Genomic DNA, 20,998 nt, shown 5'->3' on the forward strand with positions numbered 1-20,998 from the left:
GCGTCACGCGCGTGGCCCGGCGACCAGCCGGAAACTGACGGCTTCTGCGATATGCGGCTGCCGGACATCTGCTGAGCCATCAAGGTCGGCGATCGTCCGCGCGACGCGCATAACCCGGTGATAGCCACGAGCGGTCAGGCTGAATTTTTCCGCCACGCGCACCAGCAGATCACGGCCTTCACTGTCCGGTGCTGCAATTTCTTCAAGAGCCTCGCCTGCGGCATCGGCATTGGTGTGCATGTCAGGCCGGTCTTCGTAGCGTTTGTGTTGTACCGCCTGCGCTGATGCGACCCGGGCTGCCACGGTTTCAGAGCTGTCACCGGCCTCTGGCAGATTAAGGTCCGTGTAGCTGACCGGGGGAACTTCGACGCGCAGATCGAAACGGTCCATCAGGGGGCCCGATATACGTCCGAGATAGTCAGTACCGCAGTCCGGCACCCGCGCGCAGGCCCGCGCCGGGTCGGTCATAAAACCGCATCGACAGGGATTGGCGGCAGCAATGAGCATGAAGCGGCAGGGATACCTGATATGTGCGTTTGCCCGCGAGATCATAACTTCTCCGGTTTCGAGTGGCTGGCGCAGGGTCTCCAGCACGTTGCGCTGAAATTCGGGGAACTCGTCCATAAACAGCACGCCGTTGTGTGCCAGAGACACCTCGCCCGGGCGCGCGACGCGACCGCCGCCGATGATTGCTGCCATCGAAGACGTATGGTGTGGATCGCGGAATGGGCGGGTCCGCGAAATACCACCGGCATCAAGAAGGCCCGCCACAGAGTGGATCATCGAGGTCTCGAGCGCTTCATGCGGTGTCAGGGGGGGCAGGATACTGTGGAGGCGTTGTGAAAGCATGGATTTGCCGGATCCCGGCGGGCCAACGAACAGCAGATGGTGACGGCCGGCGGCGGCGATTTCAAGCGCACGTTTTGCCCGTTCCTGTCCTTTGACATCGCGCAGATCAATGCCTGTCTGTGCCTGCAGGACTTCGCCGGGCAACGACGGAGCAACAGGAACCTGGCCGTTGAAATGCCGGACAACGTCACCAAGCGTTTTTGGCGCGATCACCTCGGCTCCGCTGACCCATGCAGCTTCACGTCCGCAATCCGACGGGCAAAGCAGCGTCATTTCTGTCTCAGACGCGGTAACGGCGGCGGGCAGACTGCCTGAGACGGGAACGAGTGTCCCATCCAGCGACATCTCGCCGAGAGCAATCACCGTGCGCGGGGCATCTGCCGGCACGATTTCCATGGCAGACAACAGCGACAGCGCAATTGGCAGATCAAAATGACTCCCCTCTTTGGGAAGGTCCGCAGGGCTGAGATTGATCGTTATCTTCTTTGCGGGAAATGCGATCGCCATACTCGCCAGCGCAGAGCGAACACGGTCCCGTGCCTCGGACACGGCCTTGTCCGGCAGTCCGACAATGCTGAACCCCGGCAGGCCCGGCGTCAGGGAGCACTGCACCTGCACAAGACACGCGTCCACACCGCGAAACGCCACGGAATGAGTGTGACTGATCATGAGGCCCCCGCAACCGGTAATTCGTGGTTAACGCTACCGCCACCACTGTTACCGAAGCGTTAACGCCAGCGTTATTCCGGCCAGGGAACGGTCGGCAGGCTCATCGGATACGGGGATGGGTCATAAGTCTGTTTCAGACCTTCAGCCCGCCATGCCTTAAAGGCCGGATCGGAGATTACCTGCATGCAGTAGGATCGCGACGCAGCAGACACAGGCAGGTCGTATCCGATGATCCGTGCCGCGACCGGCGCGTAAAAAACATCGGCCAGACTGTAGTCGCCAAACAGCCAGTCGCAGGCGATATCCTGAGAGTTGCGCGCCCAGGCCCAGAGGGTCTCGATGCGGTCAAGGTCCGCGCGGACGCCTTCGGGGACGCGAAACCCCCCGTACACATGCTCCAGCTGCATCGGGCAGTCCCGGCGCAACGCGCCGAACCCACTGGCCATCTCTGCGCAGAGCCAGCGGGCCCGGGTGCGCTGGCGCGCGTCCTTTGGCCAGTGTCCTGCATCAGGGTGCCTTTCCGCCAGTGTCTCCGCCATGGCGATCGTCTCGCCGATCACGTCGCCCTCGGGAGTTCTCACCATTGGAACCAGCCTTGCCGGTGCAAAAGGCGCAAGGTCCTCTGCCATTGTGCCCCCATAGAGGCCAATGTCATGCGTGTTGAAAGAAAGACCAAATTTTTCAAACATCAGCCAGCCACGGAGGGACCAGCTGGAAAAAGTACGGTCGCCGATGTAAAGGTCATATGTCATGCCGCGACGCTAGCGCGTGCACACAGGCGACGGCAAATGGTCAATTGTGAGGAATGCGATCACGGAAGGTGATTGATAACACCTGCAATCCCGTTACCGCCCTCGCGGGTAATACTGGTAACAGACAGATTGTCGATCGGCTGCGCCAGAGTATCGTAGGGCGCGACCTGCAGCGCTCTTTGCAACTGGGTCAGAATGACACCGAAATGCGCGACCGCTATGATGTGCTTGCCCGGAAATTCTGCACTGATGCGTTGCACGACTTTTTCAACGCGCAGGGATGTACGGTTCCAGCTTTCACCTTCCGGGGCGCTGATATCACCGGGCTGCTCCCAGAACAACCGGCTCAGCTCGGGATCGCGGGCGGCGACATCGCTGAAGTGCATACCGTCCCAGGCGCCAAAGTGTATTTCACGAAGATCAGGTTCGTGTGGCAAACGGCGGTGGCCGTCTCCGGAAACCGCATCGGCCGTGGCAGTCGCCCGCACCAGATCTGAAGATACAAGCAGAGCCTCTGCGGGCAGATGCGCACGCAGCCTGGCAATCTGTGCAGTGTCCGACAGATCAGCGGGGACATCACGCCAACCAACGAAAGCTTTCTGATGCGTGGGGCCATGGCGTACCCAGTGCCAGGTGGTCACGGCAAAGATCCTTTCAGAACCTGCGGCAGACCTGCTGTGACCAAAACGGCCAGATCAGATGCTTCTGCCAGAGCGATGTTCAGCCGGCCCTGTTCCTCGCGAAACTGTCGGGCCAGCGCGTTGTCAGGAACAATTCCGTGCCCGACCTCATTGGATACGATCACAACCGGTGCCGCGCAGATCCTGATATCGTCCAGCAGGCGGGCCTTTTCAGCGGCGATGTCCATTTCATCCAGAAGGACGTTCGTGAGCCACATGGTTGCGCAGTCAATCAGGACTGCCTGAGTCTCCCGCAGCGTGGAAAGTGCCTGCCCCGGGTAAATATCTTGCTCAAAATTGCGCCAGTCTTCACATCTGCGCGATTTATGAGCGTCCACCCGCATTTTTATTTCGTCATCAAAAATCCGGGATGTGGCAAGGTAAACAGGTTCTAAACCACTGGTTAACAAAAGGTTTTCTGCCCATACCGACTTGCCGGATGCGGCGCCGCCTAGAACGAAACTCAGTTTTGGCAACATTTTATAAACCTTTGCGGTGAACCAATCGCATGTATGGTGCGTATCTATATCAATTGTACACGGCAAGGTGTGCTTCATCTGACTGGGAGATGTCGCTATGGCTTTGGACTCGGCAAGAGATATGTCACTTTCGCGCAGGGCGATGAAAGCAGAACTGCTCGACGCGGAAACGGAACTCCGACTGGCGTACGCCTGGCGCGATGAGCGCTGCGAGGCGTCGCTGCACAGACTGATCACAGCCTACATGCGGCTCGCCATCTCAATGGCATCCAAGTTCAAACGCTACGGCGCGCCGATGAACGACCTGATTCAGGAAGCAGGTCTCGGGCTTATGAAAGCCGCTGACAAGTTCGATCCGGATCGCGGCGTCAGATTCTCCACCTATGCTGTCTGGTGGATCAAGGCATCCATTCAGGACTATGTGATGCGGAACTGGTCCATGGTCCGCACCGGTTCAACGTCTTCGCAGAAATCGCTGTTCTTCAACATGCGGCGTGTTCAGGCCCGGCTAGAGCGCGAAAGCGCCGCCGCCGGCGAAACGCTGGACCGTCATCAGCTGCGTCAGATGATCTCGACCGAGATCGGCGTGCCGCTGCACGATGTTGAGATGATGGAAGGCCGGCTGTCCGGCTCTGACTATTCGCTGAACGCCACACAATCCACCGAGGATGAAGGCCGCGAGTGGATTGACGCCCTTGAAGATGACAGTGTTCAGGCAGCCGAAACGGTCGAACACGCGCATGACACTGAACAACTGCGCGCCTGGTTGTTGCAGGCGATGAACGATCTCAACGATCGTGAGCGTTTCATTGTCCGCGAACGCAAACTGCGTGAATCGCCCCGGACACTCGAAAGCCTTGGTCAGGAGCTGAAACTCAGCAAAGAACGGGTACGTCAGCTCGAGGCTGCTGCATTCGGCAAGATGCGCAAATCACTCGAAGGTCAGTCAAAAGAAGTGTTCCACTTCCTCGCATGAGGTTTTTCAGAAACCTTCTGCTTTTTCTGATCAGCCCGTTGCCTCTGGCAGCGGGCTCATTTGTCGGCGATGTCATTGTCATCGGGGAGTATCATGACAACCCACATCACCATGAAAGACAGGCTGAAATCGTAGCCGAGGTTGCACCCGGTGCGATCGTCTTCGAAATGCTCACCCGGGAGCAGGCCGCGCGCCATGTTCCCGGCGCAGACGCCACAACCCTGGAAAATATGTTCGACTGGCAGAACTCAGGCTGGCCACCGTTCTCGATGTACTATCCGATTTTTGCCGCAGCACCGGATGCCCGTATATTTGGAGCCGGTGTACCGCGGGCTGAAGCGCGGCTGGTGCGCGAAAAGGGCATCGCATTTGCCTTTGGTATCGGCGCCGGCGCATATGGTCTGAATGATCCCCTGCCGGAGTTCGAACAGTCGGCACGCGAAGCGGATCAGATGGCAGCACACTGCGATGCGCTTCCCGAAGAACTGCTGCCCTTTATGGTAGACTTCCAGCGCCTGCGGGACGCGCGCCTTGCTCAGCAGACGGTACGGGCGCTGGAGTTGACCGGCGGCCCGGTGGTGGTCATTACCGGCAATGGTCACGCACGTCGTGACCGGGGCATGGCCGTTTATCTGCAGCGGGTAAAGCCCGCCGCCGCCATCCTGGTGCTGGGTCAGGGCGAGGAGGGATCGCCGCCACCCGCGGGGACCTTTGACCGGATCACGACAGCTCCTGCGGTTGAACGGGACGATCCCTGTACCGCGTTTCAATAACGGACGCAGGGCTGGTGGTCCCGTGTCTGCCGTTTTAAGGTCGCGCAGACAGAAATCATGAACAGGCGTCTTATGCTGGCCGGGAAACACATTCTGCTGATCGTCGGTGGTGGTATCGCGGCGTTCAAATCGCTGGACCTGATCCGACGCCTGCGCGAACGGGGCGCGACCGTAACACCGGTTGTCACTGAGGCAGCAGAGCAGTTTGTCACCCCGCTGTCGGTGTCGGCTCTTGCGGGCACACGGGTTTATCGTGACCTCTTTGATCTCACCGACGAGGCCGAAATGGGGCATATTCAGCTCAGCAGGGTCGCTGATCTGGTTGTCGTGGCACCGGCGACGGCCAACCTGATGGCCCGGATGGCGGGCGGGCTTGCCGACGATCTGGCGACAACCCTTTTGCTGGCGACGGATACGCCGGTGATGATTGCACCTGCGATGAATGTCCGTATGTGGGAACACGCCGCGACCCGGCGCAACGTTGCGCAACTGCGTGCTGACGGTGTTTCAGTTGTCGGCCCGGAAGAAGGCGATATGGCCTGCGGTGAATACGGACCCGGACGGATGGCGGAACCTCTGGACATTGTGGCGGCGATTGCCGGCCATCTCACAGAGGGTCCTCTGACCGGAAAGCACATACTTGTCACATCCGGTCCGACGCACGAGCCGATTGATCCGGTACGCTACATCGCGAACCGCTCGTCCGGGGCGCAGGGGACAGCAATTGCACAGGCGCTTGTGATGCGGGGCGCTTCGGTTACTTTCGTGACCGGCCCGGCGGATGTGCCACCACCCGAAGGTGCCAGAGTCATCCGGGTCACTACAGCCCTGGAAATGCAGAAAGCGGTCGCGTCGGCGCTTCCCGCGGACGCCGCCATTTTCGCGGCTGCTGTAGCTGACTGGCGCATGGCACAGGCCAGCGACACCAAACTGAAAAAATCCAGTGGCGGAGTGCCGGTTCTGGAATTCGCTGAGAACCCTGACATTCTGCGTGAGACGTCTGCGCTGGAAAAAAATCGGCCGGGCCTCGTGATCGGTTTTGCTGCAGAGACGGACGACGTGCTGAAAAACGCGGCTGCCAAGCGCCTGAGAAAAGGATGTGACTGGATCGTGGCCAACGACGTGTCGCCGGGGACCGGGATCATGGGCGGACAGGAAAACGCGGTCACGGTGATTGACGAAGCCGGTGTGGAAAGCTGGCCGCGAATGGACAAGAATGCAGTTGCCGGGCGGCTGGCAGATCGCATCGTTTCTGCGCTGGTTGCGGGCTCTTGAAGGGGCATTCGGTGACAGAGATCAGGATCACGTTCGCCTCTCAGGAAGCTGCAGCGCTTGGACTGCCAGCCTATGAAACACCGGGTGCTGCGGGTGCAGACCTGCGGGCCTGCCTGCCGCAGGGGGCTGTCGCGCTGGAACCGGGCGCGCGCAAGCTCATTCCGACCGGACTTCGCATGGAAATCCCTGCGGGGTTCGAAGTACAGGTGCGCGCCCGGTCTGGGCTGGCGCTGCGCCACGGTCTCACCCTGCCGAACAGCCCTGGTACCATCGACAGTGATTATCGTGGAGAACTGGGCGTTATTGTGATGAACGCAGGCGAGGCTGCGGTGGAAATCACGCATGGCATGCGCATCGCACAGATGGTTGTCGCGCCGGTCGTGCAGGCAACGTTTGCGGTCACCGATACGCTTTCTGAAACTGCGCGGGGTGCCGGCGGTTTCGGCTCGACCGGAGGAAGCTGATGGTTCTGGTTCTTTTACTGGCCGCGGTCCTCTGGGGGATCGGCCATCTGATGGGTGCGCCGAAATCAGCGCGCGCCAGTATGATCGGGTTACTCTATGTTGCCGTTCTGGCGCTTCACCTTGTCCTGCCCGACGGGCATCCGCTCAGGATGGCAACTGGTGAAAGCCCCGCGCTGTGGCTGATCGTTGGTGGCTTCGCCATAATTTCCTTTGCCTACCGGCAGGTCTTGCGCCGTCTGCGGAGCCGCGCAGAGGTTACCAAACAGGAAAAAGGGCAGGCCAATGGCCCCGCGCCGCTGTTCAGTGAAACAGAGCTGAACAGGTATGCGCGGCACATCGTACTGCGAGAGATCGGTGGGCCGGGCCAAAAGCAGCTTAAAGAGGCGCGTGTGCTGATCATCGGTGCGGGCGGCCTTGGAGCACCCGCTCTGCAGTACCTGGCGGCCGCGGGTGTTGGCACCATTGGCGTTGTCGATGATGACCTTGTCGAAAATGCCAATCTTCAGCGCCAGGTGATCCACAAGGATGCATCAATCGGCACGCCCAAGGTGTTTTCAGCCCAGGGCGAAATGCAGGCACAGAACCCCTTTGTCACGGTGCGGCCCTACCACCGGCGGCTGACAGCGGACATCGCGGCGGAACTTTTTGCAGAATATGATCTTGTGCTGGACGGCACGGATAATTTCCAGACGCGCTATCTGGTGAACGAAACAGCCGTTGCCGCGGGCATCCCGCTGGTGTCGGGTGCGCTCAGCCAGTGGGAAGGCCAGCTCAGCGTGTTTGATCCCGGCCGTGACGCCCCCTGTTATCGCTGCATTTTCGACGAGGCACCTGCGCCGGAGCTTGCGCCATCCTGCGCCGAGGCCGGCGTGATCGGTCCCTTGCCGGGCGTGATCGGGTCGATGATGGCGGTCGAAGCCATCAAGCTGATCACGGGCGCGGGAACGCCGCTGCGCGGTCAGATGCTGATCTATGATGCGCTTTACGGCGAGAGCCGTCAGATTGTTGTGAAGCGGCGGCCTGATTGCCCGGTCTGTGGTCACGCCTGATCGCTGCGAACATTTCCCGTCTGCCGGTTGTCGGGGAGGCCCGCGGGACTTAGCTTACACTCCAAAGGAGAATGCCGATGCCCAATGCCCTGCTCCAGGAATGGTCAACACCGTTTCAGATTGCGCCCTTTGATCAGATCAGCGACGCCGATTTCGAGCCAGCTCTGGAAAAGGCTCTGGCTGCTCACAAAGCCGAAACGGACGCCATCGCAGATGCGCCGAAAGCCCCGGATTTCGCCAATACGATTGAAGCACTGGAAGCAGCAGGTCGGGATCTGGACCGTGTGCTGTCGGTTTTCTTTACGGTGGCCGGTGCGGACAGCAACCCGGCACGCGAGGAGCTGCAGCGAAAATTCTCGCCGATGTTATCCGCGCACTTCTCCGAAATCTCCGGAAACAAGCGGCTGTTTGCCCGTGTCGCTGCTGTCTGGGAGCAGCGCGATACCCTTGAGCTGACGGATGAGCAGGCCCGGGTGCTGATGCTGACGCATCGTGGGTTCGTGCGCGCGGGTGCAGCACTGACCGGTCAGGCGGACGAGCGCATGAAAGAGATCAAGGCGCGTCTTGCGGTGCTGGGCACCGGCTTCACGCAGAACCTGCTCGCCGATGAGCGGGAGTGGTTCATGCCGCTGGAGGAGGACGATCTCGACGGTCTGCCGGGGTTTGTTGTGGACGCGGCCCGGGCTGCGGGCGTCGAAAAGGGATCGGATGGCCCGGTTGTGACGCTGTCGCGGTCACTGATCGTACCGTTCCTGCAGTTTTCACCCCGGCGAGACCTGCGGAAGAAAGCTTTTCAGGCCTGGGCTGCGCGCGGTGCAAATGGTGGTGATACAGATAACCGCGCAATCGCTGCCGAAATTCTGCGCCTGCGCGAAGAGCGTGCCCGGTTACTGGGATACGAGAGTTTCGCGGCCTATAAGCTTGAAACAGAGATGGCCAAAACGCCTGATGCTGTGCGCGATCTGCTGATGCAGGTCTGGGCACCTGCGCGGGCGCAGGCCGAGGCGGATGCACAGATACTGACCGCCATGATGCAGGCGGACGGGATCAACGATGCCCTCGCGCCCTGGGACTGGCGGTATTACGCAGAAAAACGCAGGTCCGCCGAGCACGACCTGGATGAAGCTGCGCTGAAGCCGTATTTCCAGCTGGACAGAATGATCGAAGCCTCTTTTGCCTGCGCGTCGCGGCTCTTTGGTCTTGAATTCAGGGCACTTGATGTCCCGCTCTATCACCCCGACTGTCGCGCTTGGGATGTGACACGGAACGGAAAACATATTGCCGTTTTCATCGGCGATTACTTCGCCCGCGGTTCAAAACGGTCGGGGGCCTGGTGTTCGGCGATGCGCTCGCAGGCGCGCTTTCCGGACGTTCAGAGGCCCGTCGTCATAAATGTGTGCAATTTTGCCAAAGGCGACCCGGCGCTGCTGTCCTATGACGACGCGCGCACGTTGTTTCATGAGTTCGGCCATGCGCTGCATCAGATGCTGTCTGATGTGACCTATGAAAGCGTGTCGGGCACATCTGTTGCGCGTGACTTTGTCGAACTGCCCAGTCAGCTTTACGAGCACTGGCTAGAGGTGCCCGAAGTGCTGAGAGAATACGCAACACATGCGGAAACCGGCGAACCGATGCCCGCGGAAATGCTCGAAAAAGTTCTGGGCGCTGCGAACTTCGACATGGGGTTTCAGACGGTGGAATATGTTGCTTCGGCCCTTGTCGATCTGGAATTTCACGACGGATCGGCACCGGCTGATCCGATGCAGAAACAGCGCGAGATTCTGGATGATCTCGGCATGCCCCCGGCCATCACCATGCGGCACGCCACGCCGCATTTCGCGCATGTCTTTGCCGGCGATGGATACAGCAGCGGATACTACAGTTACATGTGGTCCGAGGTCATGGATGCAGATGCCTTCGCCGCTTTTGAAGAGGCCGGGTCTGCTTTCGATGCAGAAAAAGCTGCCTCACTTGAAAAGCATATCCTGTCTGCCGGCGGCAGCCGGGATGCGGCGGAGCTTTATACGGCGTTCCGGGGGCGTCTGCCAGGCGTGGAGGCACTGCTCAAAGGTCGAGGGCTGGCCACCGGATAGCGAGCAGATCAGTATCCCAGCGACCGGTCCACAAGATAAAGAAAAGGCTCGCCGGCCTCACCGCGACGAATGTTTTCTGCGATGACTTCCGAGGCTGTTTTTGCGCGCGTTTCTGCGGCGATATGTGGTGTCACCGTGACACGCGGATGCGCCCAGTAGGGGTGATCCGCAGGAAGCGGTTCGACGCGGAACACGTCGAGTGTTGCATGCGCGATCTGCCCGCTGTCGAGGGCTGCCAGCAGGGCATCGTCATCAATCAGCGGTCCCCGCCCGGGGTTAATGACGAATGCACCGCGTGGCATCAGCGCCAGACGCCGGGCATCAAGGGTGTTGTGCGTGGCAGGTGTGTCGGGCAGAAGCAGCACCAGTATTTCGGCCTGGCGCAGCGCATCGTCCAGCCCGGCATCGCCGTGAAAGGTGTTTATACCGGCGACGTCTTTCGGGCTGCGGCTCCATCCGGAGACGCTGAACCGCAGCGACTGCAGGGTGCGCGCGACAGAAGTTCCCAGCTCTCCGAGACCCAGAACACAGACACGGCGTTCCTCTGCCAGTGGGGGTACCACCGGCGTCCAGTCGCCGCTCTGGTCGAGGATGTGTCTGTCCATGCCAAGGTGGTGCCGCAGAACGTGTCCCGTCACCCATTCGGTCATCGAGCGGGTCATACCGGGGTCAACCATGCGCGCCAGCGGCTGTGTCAGCGTCGTGTTGCCCACAATCGCCTCGACACCGGCCCAGAGGTTCAGAACCGCCTTTGTACGGGTGTAGGGCGTGAAGTCCTGCAGTTCGGAGTTTGGCGCATAAACGATATAATCGACGTCATCAGCCGGAATTTCCTGTGCCAGATAGACATTGAGCCCTGCACCCCCGAAGGCTCTGCGCAGTGCAGGTTCATATGTGGCCCACCGTTCCGGCGTGGCCGCAAAAAGCACGTTGATCGGCATGACGGTTCCTATCTTGGGCGGTGGACGTGGGCACTCTGCATCAGGCCAAAGGCGAGCAGCAGCACCAGCATGGCAGAGCCGCCGAAGCTGACGAGCGGCAGTGGCACACCGACGACAGGTGCAAGGCCCATCACCATGGACATATTGACCGCGAAAAACAGGAAGAAGTTGAGCGCGATACCCAGTGTCAGCAATGATGAAAACCGGTCTTTGTTGGTCAGTGCCGACCAGACACAGAAAAGGATAATCAGCGCATAAAGGCCAAGCAGTGACAGGCCACCGACGAACCCGAATTCCTCGGCCAGAGTGGTGAAGATAAAGTCGGTATGTTTTTCAGGAAGAAAGTTGAGCCGGCTTTGCGTGCCCTGCATGAAGCCACGGCCCGTCCAGCCGCCGGAGCCCAGCGCAATCTTGGATTGCGTAATGTGATATCCCGCCCCCAGCGGGTCGGAACTCGGATCCAGAAATGTGTCGATGCGCCGGTACTGGTAATCCTTGAGCAGCTGCCAGGTCGTACCACGCGACTGAAATACCGCTGTCACCAGACCAATGCCACTGGCGATAACCGCCCCGAAATAGGCCCAGTGCACACCTGCCAGGAACATCAGACCGCCCCCTGCTGCCAGCAACAGGATCGACGTCCCGAGATCAGGCTGCCGCAGAACAAGGAGCACGGGAATGATAATCAGAATGACCGGAATGAGCACCCAGAACGGGTGCGAAGTACGCCTGGCCGGCAACCAGTCGTAATAGGCGGCAAGTAACATCACGAGCGTTATTTTCATCAGCTCTGATGGCTGCAGGCGCATAAATCCCAGATCAATCCAGCGCTGTGCACCCATACCAACTGTGCCAAAAAGCTCGACGGCAACCAGCAGAACGAGGGTGCCGAGATAGGCGAGGCCCGAGAGGCTGCGCCAGAACCAAATCGGGATCATGGCAACCATGATCATCATCACGAACCCGACAACAAAACGCTTCATCTGCGGCTCTGCCCAGGGGGTAAACGATCCGCCTGCCACGGAATAGAGCATGAGGAACCCGACGCCTGCCACTGAGGCCAGCAACAGAGCAACCGCCCAGTTCAGGTGGAAAATCTTGCGAAAACCGGTTGGTGCAGTTTTGACGGCATACTCAAGATAACTCATGCCTGATCCTTCCCGGGTACTGATACCTGGGGCTGTGCATCCCGCAACCGTTCCTGCTGTTCTGTAATGCGTTCACGGTCCTTGGCAGGATAGGCCTCCACCGGGGGCGGCCCGCCGTAAAGTGCCTGCAGAGTGATGTCACGCGCGATCGGGGCAGCTGCCTTTGAGCCACCACCGCCGTGTTCCACGATCACTGCCACCGCATACCTTGGGTTGTCATAAGGCGCGAAGTTTACAAACAGCGCGTGGTCCCGGCGTTCCCACGGCAGATCCTCATTGCGGATAACGCCCGCGCGGCGTTCTGCGGCGGTAATATTACGGACCTGGCTGGTGCCGGTCTTGCCGGCCATGCGCATCTCTTCCTCGATAATGCGTGAGCCATAGGCTGTTCCCCGACGGTCATTGACCACCTCAAACATCGCCTTGCGCATTTTCCGCAGGTTGTTTTCGTTCAGCCCCATGGGTTCGCCGCCGCGGACAGGTTCCTCCACACCGTCAATGGATTTGATCAGCCGCGGCTCGACAGACCGCCCGGTGGCAATCCGTGCGGTCATAACGGCGAGCTGCATCGGGGACGCCAGCATGAAACCCTGCCCGATAGAGACATTCACGGTATCTCCAACCCGCCAGCTCTGGCCGTAGGTCTGGGCTTTCCACTCCATATTGGGTGCCAGGCCCTTGGCCACGGCTGACATCGGCACGTCGTGCTTGATGCCCAGACCGAATTTGCGCGCCATATCAGAAATGCGTTCGATACCGACCTTTACGGCGAGGTCGTAGTAATACACGTCGCAGGACCGTTTCAGGGATGTTTCCAGATCGACCCAGCCATGACCTGCACGTTTCCAGCAGTGAAAGCGGCGTCCGGACACTTCCAGATGTCCGGGGCAATAAGCGGTGTCATCCGGACCGATCAGGCCGTCTTCGAGAGCGGCCATGGCGGTGATCATTTTGAATGTCGAGCCCGGCGGATACACACCCTGCACGGTTTTACTGGCCAGCGGGCGATACTTGTTCGCGGTCAGTTCGCTGTAGTCTTTTGACGAGATCCCGCGCACAAACAGGTTCGGATCGAACGTCGGTGCGGATGAGCAGGCCACAAGGTCCCCGGTGTCGCAGTCCATGACCACAGCACTTGCACTTTCACCATCAAGGCGTGCCTGCACGTATCCCTGGAGCTTTGCATCAATGGTCAGCTGGAGGTCAGAACCGGGGATGCCTTCTCTGCGGTCCAGTTCTCTCATGACCCGCCCGGTTGCGTTTACTTCAACACGTTTGGCACCTGCTTTGCCTCTTAAAAGGGGTTCCAGCTTGGTTTCAACGCCCACTTTGCCGATCTGAAACCGCGGGATCATGAGCACCGGCTCCGGGTCTTCGATTTTGGACAGATCGTAGTCTGAAACCGGGCCGACATAGCCCAGGACATGCGCGAAATCGGACCCCTGGGGGTAAACGCGGCTCAGACCTACCTCTGGGGTGATACCCGGAAGGGCAGGGGCGTTCACGGAGACCCGACTGATGTCGTCCCATGTGACGTCCGAGGCGATTGTCACCGGCAGGAAGGGAGCCGAACGACGCATCTCGTCCTTGACGCGCGTGATGGTTTCCTGATCAAGGCTGATGATCTGGGACAGCCGGTTGAGCACTGCGTCCACATCACCTGCATCTTCGCGGACGATGACAATCCGGTAAGAGGGGGCATTGCGCGCAAGGCTCAGGCCGTTGCGGTCAAAAACCTCACCCCGGGATGGTGGTATAAGCCGGATGTTGATCCTGTTTTCCTCAGCAAGAAGGCGGAACTGATCCGCCTGATCGACCTGCAGGTACTGCATCCGCGCCGCGAGCCCGCCGACAAACAGCAGCTGGGCACCGCCCAGAAGTGCAGCCCGGCGGGACAACCTGCGGTGGCTGATATCATTTTCCGCCCTTGTCTTTTTCATGTCGTTCCTCCGCAAATTGACAGGCAGGTCATCGCAGACCACCTCTGCCGCTGTCAGGTTCGCCCGGAGCTGATTTGCGTACGCCCATCAGGGCATGGGTGATGCCCGCAACAAAAGGATAGCACAGCAGCGTCATCAGCAACTGCGAGAATGACAGTGCGAACGGGGGTGGATCAAGCAGCGTGATCATAAGCGCCAGCCTGTAGGCGATGCTGATACCGGTGAGGATCAGACAAACGGTGAGCCATTCGCCGACAAAAGTTCCATCCCGTACTGCCCGGGCCCGGGACTTGAGGTTTTCGCAGCCCAGCAGAGCCAGTAACGCCCAGAGACCCGGCGGGCGCTGCAGCAGAAGATCCGCCAGCAGAAACAGACCCGCCAGCGCAGATGCCGGGACATATTCAGGACGCCTGACCGCCCATGCGCAGGCAAAAGCCAGCAGCAGGTCGGGACCAGCCCAGCGGGAGGGTGTCGTGCTGAGAGGCAGCAGCTGGAAGAAAAGAATTACACAGACCAGAAAGGCGAACGAAATCCGCATGCTCCAAAGCCGCGTTACAGGGGCGTCATTCACTGGATCGCCTCCTCGGTCACGATCACCGGCAGTTGCGGGCCGATGATCTGCGGATTGTCATCGATGGGCTCCGTGCCATGGTGGCGCAGGACGCGCAGAAACTCGAGCCGCTCGTAGTCGGCGGCAAGACGCACCCGCAGCTGACCACCCGGGTCCGCCGCGACCTGGCCGATCAGAAGGCCGGAGGGAAATACACCGCCGTCGCCGGAACTGACGACCCTGTCACCCGGGCGGACCTGATCAGGGTTTTCCAGAAAATCGATCAGCGGTGCCGCGGTGTTATCCCCGGCAACAATGGTTCTCTGACCAGAGGGCTGGATGGATGCGGGAATGCGGCTGGAAGCATCTGTCAGCAGGATCACCCGGGATGTGTTCTGACCAACACCGGAAATCCGCCCGACGACGCCGATCCCGTCCATTGTTGCCCACCCTTCGATAATCCCGTCACGTGCGCCGACGTTCAGCAGGACGGACTGGCGGAACGGCGAGCCGCTGTCGGCGAGTACAACGCCCGAAATAACAGTCAGGCGCGGGTCCAGACGCACGTTGTTGAGATCCAGCAGACGGGCGTTTTCCTGTTCCAGCTGTACAGCAGCCTCTTTCCAGGCCTGCATCCGTCGCAGCTCCGAGCGCAGTTCCTGGTTCTGCTCGGCCAGTTGCTGATAGCTCTGAAAGTCACGCAACAGGCTGACAGCACCTGTCACCGGCGCCATCGCCCAGTCCAGACCCGGTACAAACCGGTCAGTGATCTGCGCGCGGAACCGTTCGACCCGCGGACTGTCGATCCGCCACAACAGAAAAATACCCAGCAGGCACAGCACCAGCACGGCAATCAGCAACCGGCGCAGGGGGCCGGTGAAGTCGCTGGTCTGAGATCTGTCTCTGGCCATCAGCGGCGGGTCTCCTGCCCCGGGTCAGGCAGGGCAGTCCTGCCGCAGTCGGGGTACGTCGTTTATGATCTCTGCTCAGCTTTCGTAGTCGATCGCGTGACGCAGTTGTTTTTCGTATTCGAGCGCTTTGCCCGTGCCAAGCGCCACACAGTTGAGCGACTCATCTGCGATTGACACCGCAAGACCGGTCTGTTCGCGCAGCGCCAGATCAAGATCGCCCAGCAGGGCACCGCCACCGGTCAGCATCACCCCGCGGTCAACGATATCGGCGGCCAGATCAGGCGGTGTCGTTTCAAGGGCCGTCATCACAGCCTCGCAGATCTGCTGGACCGGCTCTGCCAGCGCTTCGGCGATCTGCGCCTGGGTAACTTCGATTTCTTTGGGAACACCGTTCAGCAGGTCACGTCCACGGATCTGCATTGACGTGCCACGGCCGTCATCGGGCATGCGCGCCGTGCCAATAGAGGTCTTGATCCGCTCAGCCGTGGTTTCCCCGACCAGAAGGTTCTGCTGCCGGCGCAGATAACTGATGATCGCCTCGTCCATCCGGTCGCCACCGACGCGGACCGAGCGGGCATAGACGATATCACCCAGAGACAGGACCGCGACCTCGGTCGTACCACCGCCGATGTCGACAACCATGTTCCCCGTGGGGTCGGTGATCGGCATGCCGGCACCAATGGCGGCCGCGATGGGCTCGGCAATCAGCCCGGCGCGGCGGGCACCGGCGCTCATGACCGACTGACGGATGGCGCGTTTCTCGACAGGTGTGGCACCATGGGGCACACAGACGATGATCTTGGGCTTGCCAAAAAAGGTCGAGCGTTTGTGCACTTTGCGGATAAAATGCTTGATCATCTCTTCGGCGGTATCAAAATCGGCGATCACCCCTTCACGCATCGGGCGGATCGCTTCGATACTGCCTGGCGTCCTTCCCAGCATCAGTTTCGCGTCTTCGCCAACGGCGAGCACTTTCTTGACGCCGTCTTTTATATGGTAGGCAACAACTGATGGTTCTGACAGAACCACGCCCTTGCCTTTCACGTAGACCAGCGTGTTCGCTGTCCCGAGGTCAATCGCCATGTCTGATGAAAACAGACCGCGAAAACTGTCGAATATTGCCATGAGGTATAAACCCTGCCCGAATGCCGTTGATCCGTGCCCTGAAAGGCCCGGTTGCCCAGTGTTATATGCTTAGGCGCGCTATGGTGAAAGGGGCGTTAACGATGATCCGGGCATCATCTTGCCATTACGTTGCGATTGTATCGCAGCGCGCAACAATCGAGCAGGCCCCCCGGGCCGGTCGCAGACCGGTCCGGGCGCTGATTTAGTGGGTCAGCTGACGTCTTTGTAGCTGATTTCGCGGCGGTCTTTTCCACCCTTTTCGCGCCGTACCAGCAGGCGGTTCAGCGCGTGGATATAGGCAAGGGCCGAAGCAACGACGGTGTCTGTATGGGCCGACTGGCCGGTGACGATCCGGCCTTCTTCTTCCATACGTACCGAAACCGTTGCCTGAGCGTCCGTGCCTTCGGTCACGGCCTGCACCTGGTAAAGCTGCAGGCGTGCGCTGTGTTCAACCAGCGCCTTGATCGCGTTGAACGAGGCGTCAACAGGGCCATCGCCGGTCTGGGTCGTCGACTTTTCAGCGCCATCAATCACGAGCGTCATATCCGCTTGCTGGGGGCCGTCTGTGCCGCAGACCACGCGCAGGGATTTCAGCTGGATCCGGTCGTTTTCAGGGTCAGACGAGGTGCGCATCAGGGCAATCAGGTCATCGTCATAGATTTCCTTTTTCCGGTCTGCCAGTTCCTTGAACCGCACAAAGACGTCCTTGAGCTGGTTGTCCCCCAGCTCAAACCCGAGGTTCTCCAGCTTGGAACGCAGCGCCGCGCGACCGGAGTGTTTGCCCATGACGATGTTGGTTTCAGTCAGGCCCACATCCTCGGGACGCATGATCTCGAAGGTTTCAGCGTTCTTGAGCATCCCGTCCTGGTGGATGCCGCTTTCGTGTGCAAAAGCGTTCTTGCCGACAATCGCTTTGTTGAACTGAACCGGAAATCCCGACACGGTGGCCACACGGCGCGAGATATTCATGAGTTTTGTCGCGTCAACGCTGGTCTGGTACGGCATGATGTCATTGCGCACTTTCATGGCCATGACGACTTCCTCGAGCGCTGTGTTCCCCGCCCGCTCACCCAGCCCGTTGATCGTGCACTCGATCTGCCGTGCGCCTGCTTCAACTGCTGCCAGACTGTTGGCTGTCGCCATGCCGAGGTCATTGTGACAATGCGTTGCAAAGGTGATGGTGTCGGCACCGGGCACGCGCTCAAGCAGCATGCGGATCAGTCCGGCAGACTCCCGCGGTGCCGTATATCCAACGGTGTCCGGGATATTGATTGTGGTGGCCCCGCATTTGATCGCGATCTCGACCACGCGGCACAGGTAATCATCCTCGGTCCGGGTGGCGTCCATCGGCGACCACTGCACGTTTTCACACAGGTTACGGGCGTGGGTCACCGTCTGCTCGATGCGTTCCGCCATCTGATCCATATCCAGATTAGGGATCGCCCGGTGCAGCGGCGAGGTGCCGATAAATGTGTGGATACGGGGCTTTGCTGCGTGCCTGACGGCGTCCCAGCAACGGTCAATATCACCCGGTTGTGCACGGGCCAGTCCGCAGATGACGCTGTTTTTTGCCAGCTTTGCGATCTCGCTCACGGCGGCAAAATCGCCCTCAGAAGCGATCGGAAATCCGGCCTCGATAATATCGACGCCCATTTCATCCAGCAGCCCGGCAATTTCCAGCTTTTCGGCATGGGTCATGGTCGCACCGGGGCTTTGTTCGCCATCGCGCAATGTGGTGTCAAAAATGAGGACGCGGTCCTGTCCGGCTTTATCTGTCATATCGGAATTCTTTCATTGTCTGCTGTGTGTCCTGGCGCGCGGGCGATCCCTCTGAGCGGGCGCGCCGAAGGGCACGCTCAGAGGCGCGTTAGCAGCAGTGCTGCAGCGGCGGACAGGGTGCGCGCGGAGAACATATGTTCAGCAGCTTTCGTCATCACGGCAGTTATACCGCAGGCTCCGTAAATGGAAAGAGGCTTTTCGCGGCCTCTTTGCGCTGTGACTTGAACCGCTGTGCCGGGCGGCTAGGTGGCCGGGTATGAGACGAATTCTTATGATTGGTGCGTCGGGCGGCATAGGCGCCGCAATGACGAATGCATTGCGCGCACGGGGCGACGAAGTGGTGACACTGTCCCGCTCTGCCGACGGGCTGGATGTGACGGACGAGGCTTCTGTTGCCACTCTGGTGGGGGCACAGCAGGGGCCTTTTGATCTTGTGTTTGTGGCAACCGGCGCACTGGAGATCAACAAGGCCGCGCCGGAAAAATCCATCAAATCGGTGACATCGCGTGCCATGATGGATCAGTTCGCTCTGAACGCGGTCGGCCCGGCACTGGTGCTGCGCCACGCGGCTGACCTGCTGCCCCGTGACCGTGTGGCCATGGTGGCCGTCCTGTCGGCGCGCGTGGGGTCTGTCGGCGACAACCGCATGGGCGGGTGGATCAGCTACCGGAGCGCAAAGGCGGCGGTAAATCAGATTGTGCACACGGCCGCCATCGAACTGTCGCGAAGCCACAGACACAGCATCTGTATCGCACTGCATCCCGGTACGGTGGCCACGCCCTTCACAGAAAAATACCTTGGCCGGCACCCCGCTGTGGCTGCGGATGAGGCCGCGGACAACCTGATCCGTGTGATGGAGGGCCTGAGCCCGGAGGATACAGGCCGGTTTTTCGACTGGGCCGGAAAAGAGGTGCCCTGGTGAGCCGCCTTGTTCTGGTTCTTGGCGACCAGTTGTCGCAAAACCTGAGCGCGCTGCAGGAAGCGGACCGGGGCAGCGATACGGTCGTCATGGCCGAGGTTGCCGATGAAGCTTCCTATGTCCGGCACCACCCCAGGAAAATCGCGCTGGTTTTTGCCGCCATGCGCAAGTTCGCTGCTGCCCTGCGGGAGGATGGCTGGAAGGTCGCCTATGCGGAACTGGATGATACCGACAACGCCGGATCCATCGTGGGTGAGTTGCTTCGCCGGGCAGAACAGACCGGTGCAGATGAAGTACTTGCCACGGAGCCAGGAGAGTGGCGGCTGATTTCCGCACTGAAACACGCGCCGCTCAGGGTGCGGATCCTGCAGGACACCAGATTCATCGCGTCACACAGTGATTTTGAAACCTGGGCGGAAGGGCGCAAGCAACTGCGGATGGAGTATTTCTATCGCGATATGCGGCGTAAAACCGGCCTGCTGATGGAGGGTGAAAAGCCTGCAGGAGACAAATGGAACTATGATCACGATAACCGGAAACCAGCGCCCGATGAGGTCGATTTCTCAGGACCGATGCAGTTTACACCCGACGAGGTCACAGAAGATGTGCTGGAGCTCGTAGAGGCGCGGTTTGGTGATCATTTTGGTGACCTGCGACCCTTTCACTTTGCCACCACCCGGGGCGAGGCGCGCCGGGCTCTGGCACATTTTATAAAAAACGCTCTGCCGAAGTTCGGTGATTTTCAGGATGCGATGCTGAACGATAACAGGTTTCTGTATCACGCGGTGATTTCCCCTTATCTGAACATCGGGTTGCTGGATCCGCTGGAGGTCTGCGAGGCAGCGGCAGAGGCCTGGAAGGCTGGCGATGTGCCGATCAACGCCGCCGAAGGTTTTATCCGCCAGATCATCGGCTGGCGGGAGTATGTGCGGGGCATCTATTTCCTCGAGGGGCCGGACTATCCCGCGCGCAATGGTCTGGGGCATGACCGGGCGTTGCCGGCGCTCTACTGGGGCGGAAAGACAGATATGAACTGTCTGTCAAAAGCGGTGGAGCAGACGCGCGCAGAAGCCTACGCCCATCACATCCAACGCCTTATGGTGACAGGGAATTTCGGCCTGCTGGCCGGGGTCAGCCCGACCGAACTGCACGAATGGTATCTGGCCGTTTATGCCGATGCCTTTGAATGGGTCGAAGCACCCAACACCGTCGGAATGAGCCAGTTTGCAGATGGCGGTGTGATCGCCTCCAAGCCCTATGTGTCCAGCGGCGCCTATATCAACCGTATGTCGGATTACTGTAAGAACTGCGACTATTCGGTCAGCAAAAAGACGGGTGAGGGGGCCTGTCCCTTCAATCTGCTTTACTGGCATTTTCTTGACCGCCACCGGGACCGGTTCGAGGGCAATCCGCGCATGGGAAACATGTACAGGACCTGGGACCGGATGGATGCGGCGCGACGGGAAACAGTTTTGCGCGAGGCCAGCGAATTTCTGGACCGTCTGGATGCGGGCGAGCAGGTCTAGCGCTTCATACTCTCACGCTGACCGGCATGATCTGTGACGTCGGTTGTGGCGCTGACCTCTCTGGGATCGCAGAGCCGCACAGGCCTGCTCCACCACCCTG

The 20,998-nt window shown here is 60.0% G+C and carries 19 protein-coding genes; 8 read left to right on the forward strand and 11 right to left on the reverse strand.

The features are described from left to right. Nucleotides 1-3: 3 nt before the first annotated feature. From Q0792_RS17865 to cobU, 4 genes are all read right to left on the reverse strand, one after another. Nucleotides 4-1,518 (reverse strand): YifB family Mg chelatase-like AAA ATPase, encoded by a 1,515-nt coding sequence (locus Q0792_RS17865; RefSeq protein ID WP_298844037.1) that lies wholly within the window; start codon nucleotides 1,516-1,518, stop codon nucleotides 4-6. A 71-nt stretch (nucleotides 1,519-1,589) separates the two neighbouring features. After that, entirely contained in the window at nucleotides 1,590-2,270 is a 681-nt protein-coding gene (locus Q0792_RS17870; RefSeq protein ID WP_298844040.1) for a glutathione S-transferase, read from the reverse strand. A 59-nt stretch (nucleotides 2,271-2,329) separates the two neighbouring features. After that, the gene (locus Q0792_RS17875; RefSeq protein ID WP_298844042.1) at nucleotides 2,330-2,911 is read right to left on the reverse strand and encodes a histidine phosphatase family protein; all 582 of its coding nucleotides are present in this window, start codon (nucleotides 2,909-2,911) and stop codon (nucleotides 2,330-2,332) included. Next, entirely contained in the window at nucleotides 2,908-3,507 is a 600-nt protein-coding gene (gene cobU / locus Q0792_RS17880; RefSeq protein WP_367276785.1) for a bifunctional adenosylcobinamide kinase/adenosylcobinamide-phosphate guanylyltransferase, read from the reverse strand. The genes Q0792_RS17875 and cobU overlap by 4 nt, the downstream gene beginning before the upstream one ends. A gap of 19 nt (nucleotides 3,508-3,526) precedes the next feature. Here cobU and Q0792_RS17885 point away from each other — a divergent pair, with 19 nt between their 5' ends. The 6 genes from Q0792_RS17885 (at nucleotide 3,527) to Q0792_RS17910 (ending at nucleotide 10,059) form a co-directional block, all read left to right on the forward strand. Further along, entirely contained in the window at nucleotides 3,527-4,405 is an 879-nt protein-coding gene (locus Q0792_RS17885; RefSeq protein WP_298844046.1) for an RNA polymerase factor sigma-32, read from the forward strand. Then, nucleotides 4,402-5,178: a ChaN family lipoprotein gene (locus Q0792_RS17890; protein WP_298844048.1), complete on the forward strand. Its 777-nt coding sequence runs from the start codon at nucleotides 4,402-4,404 to the stop codon at nucleotides 5,176-5,178. The genes Q0792_RS17885 and Q0792_RS17890 overlap by 4 nt, the downstream gene beginning before the upstream one ends. Nucleotides 5,179-5,250: 72 nt before the next feature. Further along, nucleotides 5,251-6,453, forward strand: coding sequence for a bifunctional phosphopantothenoylcysteine decarboxylase/phosphopantothenate--cysteine ligase CoaBC (gene coaBC / locus Q0792_RS17895; RefSeq protein WP_298844387.1), 1,203 nt, complete (start codon nucleotides 5,251-5,253; stop codon nucleotides 6,451-6,453). A gap of 11 nt (nucleotides 6,454-6,464) precedes the next feature. Continuing rightward, complete coding sequence (gene dut, locus Q0792_RS17900; protein WP_298844049.1) at nucleotides 6,465-6,917, forward strand: dUTP diphosphatase; 453 nt, start codon at nucleotides 6,465-6,467, stop codon at nucleotides 6,915-6,917. Next, a complete protein-coding gene (locus tag Q0792_RS17905) occupies nucleotides 6,917-7,966 on the forward strand; it encodes a molybdopterin-synthase adenylyltransferase MoeB (RefSeq protein ID WP_298844051.1) in 1,050 nt (349 codons plus the stop codon). Before dut ends, Q0792_RS17905 begins: the two co-directional genes overlap by 1 nt. 77 nt (nucleotides 7,967-8,043) lie before the next feature. Then, nucleotides 8,044-10,059 (forward strand): M3 family metallopeptidase, encoded by a 2,016-nt coding sequence (locus tag Q0792_RS17910; protein ID WP_298844053.1) that lies wholly within the window; start codon nucleotides 8,044-8,046, stop codon nucleotides 10,057-10,059. An 8-nt stretch (nucleotides 10,060-10,067) separates the two neighbouring features. Here Q0792_RS17910 and Q0792_RS17915 read toward each other — a convergent pair whose 3' ends face one another. The 7 genes from Q0792_RS17915 to Q0792_RS17945 all read right to left on the reverse strand — a co-directional run bounded on the left by Q0792_RS17915 (nucleotide 10,068) and on the right by Q0792_RS17945 (nucleotide 18,453). After that, complete coding sequence (locus Q0792_RS17915) at nucleotides 10,068-11,000, reverse strand: glyoxylate/hydroxypyruvate reductase A (protein WP_298844055.1); 933 nt, start codon at nucleotides 10,998-11,000, stop codon at nucleotides 10,068-10,070. Nucleotides 11,001-11,008: 8 nt separating this feature from the next. Then, a complete protein-coding gene (gene rodA, locus Q0792_RS17920; protein ID WP_298844058.1) occupies nucleotides 11,009-12,148 on the reverse strand; it encodes a rod shape-determining protein RodA in 1,140 nt (379 codons plus the stop codon). Beyond that, nucleotides 12,145-14,088, reverse strand: a complete 1,944-nt coding sequence (gene mrdA / locus Q0792_RS17925; protein WP_298844060.1) for a penicillin-binding protein 2 — start codon at nucleotides 14,086-14,088, stop codon at nucleotides 12,145-12,147. Before mrdA ends, rodA begins: the two co-directional genes overlap by 4 nt. 28 nt (nucleotides 14,089-14,116) lie before the next feature. After that, nucleotides 14,117-14,659 carry a rod shape-determining protein MreD gene (locus Q0792_RS17930; RefSeq protein WP_298844062.1) on the reverse strand — a complete coding sequence of 181 codons (543 nt, stop codon included), beginning with the start codon at nucleotides 14,657-14,659 and terminating at the stop codon, nucleotides 14,117-14,119. Next, the gene (mreC, locus tag Q0792_RS17935) at nucleotides 14,656-15,549 is read right to left on the reverse strand and encodes a rod shape-determining protein MreC (protein WP_298844065.1); all 894 of its coding nucleotides are present in this window, start codon (nucleotides 15,547-15,549) and stop codon (nucleotides 14,656-14,658) included. Before mreC ends, Q0792_RS17930 begins: the two co-directional genes overlap by 4 nt. A 75-nt stretch (nucleotides 15,550-15,624) precedes the next feature. Continuing rightward, the gene (locus tag Q0792_RS17940; protein ID WP_298844068.1) at nucleotides 15,625-16,674 is read right to left on the reverse strand and encodes a rod shape-determining protein; all 1,050 of its coding nucleotides are present in this window, start codon (nucleotides 16,672-16,674) and stop codon (nucleotides 15,625-15,627) included. 210 nt (nucleotides 16,675-16,884) lie between these two features. Then, nucleotides 16,885-18,453, reverse strand: coding sequence for a 2-isopropylmalate synthase (locus tag Q0792_RS17945; RefSeq protein WP_298844070.1), 1,569 nt, complete (start codon nucleotides 18,451-18,453; stop codon nucleotides 16,885-16,887). Nucleotides 18,454-18,709: 256 nt separating this feature from the next. Between Q0792_RS17945 and Q0792_RS17950 the strand changes: the two genes are divergently transcribed. Together Q0792_RS17950 and Q0792_RS17955 are read left to right on the forward strand one after the other, a co-directional pair. After that, nucleotides 18,710-19,375, forward strand: coding sequence for an SDR family NAD(P)-dependent oxidoreductase (locus Q0792_RS17950; protein WP_298844073.1), 666 nt, complete (start codon nucleotides 18,710-18,712; stop codon nucleotides 19,373-19,375). Further along, nucleotides 19,372-20,898: a cryptochrome/photolyase family protein gene (locus Q0792_RS17955; RefSeq protein ID WP_298844076.1), complete on the forward strand. Its 1,527-nt coding sequence runs from the start codon at nucleotides 19,372-19,374 to the stop codon at nucleotides 20,896-20,898. The genes Q0792_RS17950 and Q0792_RS17955 overlap by 4 nt, the downstream gene beginning before the upstream one ends. Nucleotides 20,899-20,998: the final 100 nt, after the last annotated feature.

Origin of the sequence: uncultured Roseobacter sp., from assembly GCF_947495025.1 — a bacterium.
In the GTDB taxonomy this organism is placed as follows: domain Bacteria; phylum Pseudomonadota; class Alphaproteobacteria; order Rhodobacterales; family Rhodobacteraceae; genus Roseobacter.

Excerpts from the sequence above, each read along its gene's own strand:
- Q0792_RS17865 (WP_298844037.1), bottom strand. The coding sequence starts at position 1,518 with ATGATCAGTCACACTCATTCCGTGGCGTTTCGCGGTGTGGACGCGTGT.
- Q0792_RS17885 (WP_298844046.1), top strand. The coding sequence starts at position 3,527 with ATGGCTTTGGACTCGGCAAGAGATATGTCACTTTCGCGCAGGGCGATG.
- Q0792_RS17945 (WP_298844070.1), bottom strand. The coding sequence starts at position 18,453 with ATGACAGATAAAGCCGGACAGGACCGCGTCCTCATTTTTGACACCACA.
- coaBC (WP_298844387.1), top strand. The coding sequence starts at position 5,251 with ATGCTGGCCGGGAAACACATTCTGCTGATCGTCGGTGGTGGTATCGCG.
- Q0792_RS17910 (WP_298844053.1), top strand. The coding sequence starts at position 8,044 with ATGCCCAATGCCCTGCTCCAGGAATGGTCAACACCGTTTCAGATTGCG.
- Q0792_RS17905 (WP_298844051.1), top strand. The coding sequence starts at position 6,917 with ATGGTTCTGGTTCTTTTACTGGCCGCGGTCCTCTGGGGGATCGGCCAT.
- Q0792_RS17870 (WP_298844040.1), bottom strand. The coding sequence starts at position 2,270 with ATGACATATGACCTTTACATCGGCGACCGTACTTTTTCCAGCTGGTCC.
- rodA (WP_298844058.1), bottom strand. The coding sequence starts at position 12,148 with ATGAGTTATCTTGAGTATGCCGTCAAAACTGCACCAACCGGTTTTCGC.
- mrdA (WP_298844060.1), bottom strand. The coding sequence starts at position 14,088 with ATGAAAAAGACAAGGGCGGAAAATGATATCAGCCACCGCAGGTTGTCC.
- Q0792_RS17940 (WP_298844068.1), bottom strand. The coding sequence starts at position 16,674 with ATGGCAATATTCGACAGTTTTCGCGGTCTGTTTTCATCAGACATGGCG.
- Q0792_RS17915 (WP_298844055.1), bottom strand. The coding sequence starts at position 11,000 with ATGCCGATCAACGTGCTTTTTGCGGCCACGCCGGAACGGTGGGCCACA.
- Q0792_RS17890 (WP_298844048.1), top strand. The coding sequence starts at position 4,402 with ATGAGGTTTTTCAGAAACCTTCTGCTTTTTCTGATCAGCCCGTTGCCT.
- Q0792_RS17950 (WP_298844073.1), top strand. The coding sequence starts at position 18,710 with ATGAGACGAATTCTTATGATTGGTGCGTCGGGCGGCATAGGCGCCGCA.
- mreC (WP_298844065.1), bottom strand. The coding sequence starts at position 15,549 with ATGGCCAGAGACAGATCTCAGACCAGCGACTTCACCGGCCCCCTGCGC.
- cobU (WP_367276785.1), bottom strand. The coding sequence starts at position 3,507 with ATGAAGCACACCTTGCCGTGTACAATTGATATAGATACGCACCATACA.